This window comes from Lactococcus termiticola (genome assembly GCF_003116835.1).
In the GTDB taxonomy this organism is placed as follows: Bacteria; Bacillota; Bacilli; order Lactobacillales; family Streptococcaceae; genus Lactococcus; species Lactococcus termiticola.
The window spans coordinates 39335-46282 of the sequence record NZ_BFFO01000011.1; the positions used below are offsets into that span (position 1 = coordinate 39335).

The 6948-nt window shown below is 41.0% G+C and carries 6 protein-coding genes and 1 pseudogene; all 7 read right to left on the bottom strand.

Annotation, left to right across the window (positions count from 1 at the left end):
• Positions 1–467 precede the first annotated feature (467 nt).
• Positions 468–1211, bottom strand: coding sequence for an SDR family NAD(P)-dependent oxidoreductase (locus tag NtB2_RS07600; protein ID WP_109246354.1), 744 nt, complete (start codon positions 1209–1211; stop codon positions 468–470).
• A 58-nt stretch (positions 1212–1269) separates the two neighbouring features.
• Positions 1270–1770, bottom strand: a complete 501-nt coding sequence (locus NtB2_RS08860) for a Crp/Fnr family transcriptional regulator (protein ID WP_109246362.1) — start codon at positions 1768–1770, stop codon at positions 1270–1272.
• Between the two features lie 37 nt (positions 1771–1807).
• Complete coding sequence (locus tag NtB2_RS07610; protein WP_109246355.1) at positions 1808–3043, bottom strand: hydroxymethylglutaryl-CoA reductase, degradative; 1236 nt, start codon at positions 3041–3043, stop codon at positions 1808–1810.
• Positions 3040–4179 (bottom strand): thiolase family protein, encoded by a 1140-nt coding sequence (locus NtB2_RS07615; RefSeq protein ID WP_109246356.1) that lies wholly within the window; start codon positions 4177–4179, stop codon positions 3040–3042. Before NtB2_RS07615 ends, NtB2_RS07610 begins: the two co-directional genes overlap by 4 nt.
• A gap of 237 nt (positions 4180–4416) precedes the next feature.
• Positions 4417–4752, bottom strand: a complete 336-nt coding sequence (locus NtB2_RS07620) for a hypothetical protein (protein ID WP_109246357.1) — start codon at positions 4750–4752, stop codon at positions 4417–4419.
• A 29-nt stretch (positions 4753–4781) separates the two neighbouring features.
• Positions 4782–5156: pseudogene (locus NtB2_RS07625) on the bottom strand (hypothetical protein); the annotation flags it as partial.
• 143 nt (positions 5157–5299) lie between these two features.
• Positions 5300–6589, bottom strand: a complete 1290-nt coding sequence (locus tag NtB2_RS07630; RefSeq protein WP_109246359.1) for a zinc ribbon domain-containing protein — start codon at positions 6587–6589, stop codon at positions 5300–5302.
• Between the last annotated feature and the right edge of the window lie 359 nt (positions 6590–6948).

Here is a 6948-nt window from a genome sequence, read left to right on the forward strand (position 1 = left end):
CTTATTTTTGATTTCTTAGTTATTATAACAGAGTATAGGAGGAGTGTCAAGAAAAAAACTTGACACTCCTTATCCGCAGATTTTTTGCTCACTTCAATCGCAAAAAACAAGAAAAAAACTTGACAGCCTGATTGATAGAACGCTGAGGAAGCAATGTGACCAAGGGGAGCATTGAAACCCTGCGTTCTTCAATCAGGGTGGTAGATAAGGAAAACAAAGTTTTCCTCCTTTCCATCCTCCTTCAAGAGGAAATATCTAACATTCGCTTCACTCCGCTCAAGGGGAATTTTTTCAACAAAACATGGTCTAAACTCTAATACGTTGAAAAAATTCCCACGCTCCGTTACGCTTGTAGAAGTCCTTGGATTTTGCGTAGCCCGCAATACAATATTTTTTAGAATCTACGTAAATATTTTTCATTTACAATCATTACAACTCTAGTACTCTCCGGGCTTCCTGCATTTATGCTACTGCTTCATTTTAGCAACCTGATGCATTTTCAAAGTCCTTGGTAGATACCGAATCAGCTGATTCTGAAAGCCCGGCACAATCACAGCTTTCCCCTTCATCATCTTACGATAAGCATAGTGGGCGACAGCTTCAGCCGACATTGCCCCAGCCGGTGCCTTCTTTCCTTCACGCTTAAAAAAGTCTGTTTTCGTCGCTCCTGGACAAAGACAGGAAACATTGACGCCATGAGCTTTTGCCTCATAACGGATGCCAAGGCTATAGTTGAGGACAAAGGCCTTACTGGCAAAGTAACTGGCTGTATAGGGGCCTGGTTGAAAGGCCCCTGTTGAGGCAAGGTTTAAGATATTTCCTCTGCCTTTTTGATACATTTCCTTGATAAAAAGCTTACACAATAGGCTTGTTGCTTCTACATTGAGATGGACGAGTTCTTGCTTTTCTAATAAATCAATCTCATCAATGCCCCCCGCTAAGCCAAAACCGGCGTTATTTATTAAAGTCGAGACAAAAATATTCTTCGCTTGAATTTCATCAAAAAGCAACTGACAATTTTCACTTTGACTCAAATCATAGGCAAGGGTCAAAAGCTCTCCGTGTGGCCCTTTTTCAAGCTCTGACTTTGCTTTCTCCAATCGCTCTGGCCGAGAGCTTACTAAAATTAAATTCTCTTTCTTTCTTGCAAAAATCCTTGCGAGTGCAAGGCCAATACCCGATGAAGCACCTGTGATCAATGTGTATTCCATAATAAAACACCTCCATGCTTAGCATACATGAAGGAAGCTTATATTTCCTTGACATAGGTCAAGTTTTTAGAAGGCGGCTCAGGGAAGAAGGCCTGACTCCAATATATGAGGCAATCGTCTCAAGTTTTAATCTTTGATATAAATCGGGCTGGCTAAGCTGAAAAGTCTCCAAACGTGCTTTGGCATCGCTGACCAAATAAAGTCTCATCTGCTCTTCCGTCCGCTCCAATTCTTCTTCTAACTGCTCTTCGATAAAGGCATTGAATTTTGGATTTTTAGATCTTAGCTCGTCTATGACAGCATAAGGGATTTTCCTGGCCTTCGTCTCTTCTAGGGCCTGAATAGCATAAGTTGCATTTTTGCCTGTCCGATAAGACTGCGTTCCAAAAAAGTCGCCTTCTACAGAAAAACATTTGGTGAAGTCATTTCCTGATTCATCCAGAAAATAGCCTCTGACACAGCCTGAGATGATTTCGTACAGTGCTTTTGGTTGTTCTCCTAGAAGGAAGATTTCTTCGCCCTTTTGAAAAATGGCTTCACTGCTTCGATTTTCAAGCAGAGCTTTTCGTCCTTGCTTAGCAGGTCAAGATATGAAATCATTTATTTCTCAAATTTCTTAGCAGACTTTCTGCTATGGCCTGATTCATCACAGCTTCAGCCTTCAAAAGATCAGTTAATTGCTCAATCTCATCGCCTTTAGCGCCTACATTCATAGCCAAAGTACGAGCCTGCAAGCTCATATGCCCCTTTTGGATGCCTTCTGAGACGAGGGCCCGGAGGGCAGCTAAGTTTTGAGCGAGTCCTACTGATGCGATGACCTGGGCGAGTTCTTTTGCAGACTTAATGTCAAGGATGGTCATGGCAGCTTGTGCTTTAGGCAGTAGCTTTAAGGCACCACCTACACTTGCGATGGCTAGGGGGATTTTGATTTCACCTTTGAGTTGATCACCGTCCAAGGTCCAGCTTGTCAAACCTTGATAACTTCCATTTTTGGAAGCATAAGCATGGATGGCGGCCGAGGCGGCTCGGTTGTCATTGCCTGTGGCTAGGACGACGGCTTCGATGCCGTTCATAATCCCTTTGTTGTGGGTAGCTGCTCGATAAGGGTCGAGCTTTGAGAATTGGCTAGCGGCTTGGATTTTTTCTGCTACTTCTTGTCCATTTCCAGTTTTGGAAAGTTTCTCTACAGGAATAGCACAAGTTGCTTTAACTAGGCTTTCTGTCGCATAGTTGGAGAGGATACTAAAGAGGATTTCCTCATTTGGAAATAGCGTCCGTAAATGATTGGCAAGGCCTTCCAGAATGCTGTTGACGATGTTTGCCCCCATAGCATCTTGAACATCAATCTTGAAGTCAAGACTGAGGAAGCCTTCTTCAAAATAACGACTTGAAATAGCACGGAGGCCTCCACCACGTTTCACGATACTAGGATAAACTGCTTCCGCAATGGCAATTAGCTCAGCCTCATGCTGCTCAACATAGCGCTCAATAGCTTCTGCTTCCTTTACAGCATAAAAGACAATCTGCCCCCGCATCAAGCGTTCCGAAATCATCGCAGTAAAATCCCCAGCTATCTTTGCGCCATTACTTGCCGCAGCAATCACAGAAGGTTCTTCCGTCGCCATGGGCACCTGATAGCTTTTTCCATTAATGGAAAAATTTTGTGCTAAGCCCATGGGCAGCTCAATTTCAGAGATTTGATTCTCAATCAAATGATTCGCCACTTCTGAGTCCAAGGACATACTTGCCAGAACTTCCTCCATTTCTGGAGATAAGCCAAGAGTCATCCTACGTTCTTCAGGCGTCATTTGGTAAAACTTTTTTTCTGTCATAGATTTGGATTTTCCAAGAGAACTGCAAGGCCCAGTCCACCGCCGATACAGAGGCTGGCGATGCCGTAGCGCTTGTTTTCACGTTTCAGCGCATAAGCCAGCGTGGTCAAAATGCGGGCACCAGACGAACCAATGGCATGGCCAAGAGCAATGGCACCGCCGTAGATATTGACCTTTTCTTCAGGCAGATTTAACTCACGATTAACCGCCACACTTGATGAGGCAAAGGCTTCATTGATCTCAAAAATGTCGATATCATCAACAGTCATGCCGGTCTTGTCAAGGAGCTTTCTGATGGCCTTGATAGGCGACACGCCCATGATGCTCGGGTCAATCCCGACTTCTACACTGTCCACTAACTTCGCGAGGGCAATCAGGTTATGCTCTTGGGCAAAGTCATCTGTCGTCATAACCAGGGCGGCTGCACCGTCGTTGACGGGCGATGAATTTCCAGCTGTGACAGAGCCGTCTTCCTTGAAGGCCGTCCGAAGCGTCGCCAGCTTTTCAAGACTTGAATTGGCACGGATCGTTTCATCTTCTGTCATATCATCAATCGCCAAGATTTCATCGATAAAATTGCCGGCTTCTTGAGCAGCCAGGGCTTTTTCCTGCGAATTTTGAGCAAAGCTATCTTGAGTCTCACGGTCAACCTCAAATTGATCCGCAATGGTTTCACCAATCAAGCCCATGGATTCACCTGAGAAAGCATCTTTCAAGCCATCGTTAAGCATGCTTAGCTCTTCTTCGCCGGTCTTTTGGTCTTTGACGATGGGCGCTTTAGACATGGACTCAGCACCACCAGCGATGACCACTTCAGCTTCACCGAGCTGGAGGGCCTGCTTGCCAAGAATGACCGCCTTCATGCCTGAGCCGCAGACCTCGTTGATGGTAGAGGCGGGCACAGAGTTAGACAGACCGCTGTTAATGGCAATCTGACGAGCCACGTTTTGCCCACCACCAGCCTGGAGGACATTACCAAAAATGACTTGTCCGATATGGTCTTTGATATCATGTTGGCGCTTGATAAGCTCGCTTGATACAGCAGTCCCAAGCTCAACAGCTGAGTAGCTTGAGAGGCCACCATTGTATTTGCCAACCGGCGTCCTTAAAGCATCTATAATAACGATAGGTTTCACAAGAATTCCTCGATTGTTTCTAATTTAACTATGAAAATTATAGCATATTTCTTGGTTTAATTGGATTGGGGGTACTTGGGAATTGGTTAGAAGAACTTATAGAAAAATCCACTGGTGCTCAGTGGATATTGACTACAATCTGAAAATAAAGCTGTTTAATCCTTCTGAATGTCTAACTGTATGATGTGCAGTTCTAGAATTTAAAAGAGAAGTTTTGCTACGACAAAATGCTTTAGCTCAAGCTTTCTTCACTGCATCGATAGCTTTAAGCTTTACTTTTTTAGTAAATGGAATTTTTTCAATTTCAGCAATTACTTCTTCTTTTGATTTAGTTTTTAATTGTTCCTTGCAAACAGCCTTAACAACCGCGTCTACACCATATTCCGCAATTGTATGGGAAATGAGGCCTGCTATTCCAAGAATGGCGATACCTCCAATCATTCCACCTGGTCCAAGCAATGCAAGTCCCGCAGTTATAGCGGCTGCACCTGATAGGCCTGTTGCCCCCATTGCCACTACGAGTACAATCCCAGGTACCCCAAAGCCAGCAATTTTCTTGATTAATTCGTCCATGATTTTTCTCACTTTCTTTATATAATTTTCTATTGAATATTATATCTATCAGAAATTTTGATGTAAATTCTAATTGTATTATCTTTACTTTTTAAAACTTTCTTGAATTGTCCAATAAATCTACGTTTATCATCGGATTTATAGTGTGCAAATGCAACCCTAACATAATCCTCAGTTTCCCATTCAAAATCTCCAATCCTCATATTACCAAGTATGATTGGAAACTCATCCGGTGCAATTTCAGTAATAGGATCAGCTTCAAATATATAGTTGCCGTCCTCTGAAAGTATATTCAGCCACTTTCCATTGCGCTTTGATTCAAATGCAAGTTTTGGGAACCAGGCCTTTTCTTTTTCATTAATTGGCAAAAGACTTTGTGGACGCCAGATATTATGATTAAAAAAACACTTATTAAGCCAATGATTAGCTTAAGATTACGTGGATTCTCAGTAGTACCAGATATTTCTTTACTTTCTTTTTCTTCATCATTAAGACTTTGAAATGAATCGTTTTTAGATGATTTCATAAAAATTCTCCGTTCTTGATATTAGTCTCCATCATGTTCAACCTCAATTTCATGCTTAATCTCGTCTAGCGCATTTCGGATTTTTTCTCCAAATTCAAGGTTGTTACCCGTAAAAGCATAAGCAGGAATCCCATTTATACATAATGTTTTATGCTTTTTTTTTGATACCGTATCTTCCTTTATAGTTATTTCTTCTAAATTGTGATAATCTATAAAGTTCCCTTCAGAAAAACTTCCTTTCCAGTAAACACCCGTTGTCGTGAAACAAATACCTTCTTTTGCACCACCGAAAAGCGTACTGTCATAAAGACAAATGATTTCTTCACCTTCATCAAGTCTCACATAGCTTTCTTTGGCGTTAACTTTCTTTTTGACAGGAATTTCCGAATTAAAATAAAAGTATGCTGAATCTTCTTCATTTTTTTCAAGGTGTTTTTCTAACACCGATTCAATCGGGTTCTTCTTGGAAAAATGTTCTGTGAGTGCTTCTGAATCGATTTCCCAACTTATAGCTGTGTTTTTTTCTATAACATCAAGTAGATCTATAAACAAATTCCATAGGTTATCGAGTTCTTCAAAGACATCATCAATTGTATGATCCCATTTACTAATTACAGCATCTTTTTCTTTGGACTCCGAGGAATTTCCAAATAATGAATCAATGGCCTCAGTGTTTACACTGCCAGAAATATAGCCAGAAATGAAGCTCCCCGCTAATCCTTTTATTCCGTTAGATTTACTTGGAAGTATTCGGAGAACTTCATCAGAAAGTTCTTCCAATTCTTGCAACCAATTGAATAGCTCCAACGATTCTGTAGACAGAAATTCATCTTTTTTCTCTGAAATATAAGATTGGTCCCTTTTAGATAGTTCCCCATCGCCAGAATAGAGTAAAAAATTAAAACAATTATTCACCGACTTGAGATAAGTTCTATAGAGTTTTGAATGGATTATGAAATATATCGCATCATGACCTCTTCCCACAGCCATATTCTCAGAATAACCATTAATTAATTTAAGAACATCGTCATAGTAAATAGCACGCAATTTTATGAGTTCTTCGTTACCAAGAACAATTTCTTTAGTGTTTGACTCATCTTCATCGCCTAAGGCAATATCAGCATGAACAGAATCAAGCTCACTTGTTTGCTTACCTACCGCTTTACCACAGCTAAAGCAGAAAGCCGCACCAGGTGGTAAAGTGGCCCCACAACCACTACAAATCAGCTGTAAGTCAACCTTTTCACCACAATTCATACAAAACTTTGCATCTGGTATTAAGTCAGTTCCACAATTTTTACATTTTTCCATCAAAGCTTCCTCAAGTATTAGTTATGTCATTGCTGTTAGGGTTTCTCTGTTCCTATGGAACAGAGAAAGGGTACCCTTTCTCTGTTCCTATGGAACAGAGAAAGGGTACCCTTTGCAATTTTTCAGTTTATTCATTTACAGTATAGCACTTTACTTTAATAAATTAAACTGAAATATTTAGATTCAGAAACAATTCTACAACCAAAAAATCAGCCCCAACAGGACTGATTATTGGCTCTTTGTCAAATCGTGTGGGATTTAAAATCTCAAAGATAATAGGTAACCTCGGTTGCCTATTTTTTTATATGTTCATAAGGAATACCCGTTTCCTAAAGTTTCTAAAAGTCCTGAAACCAAAC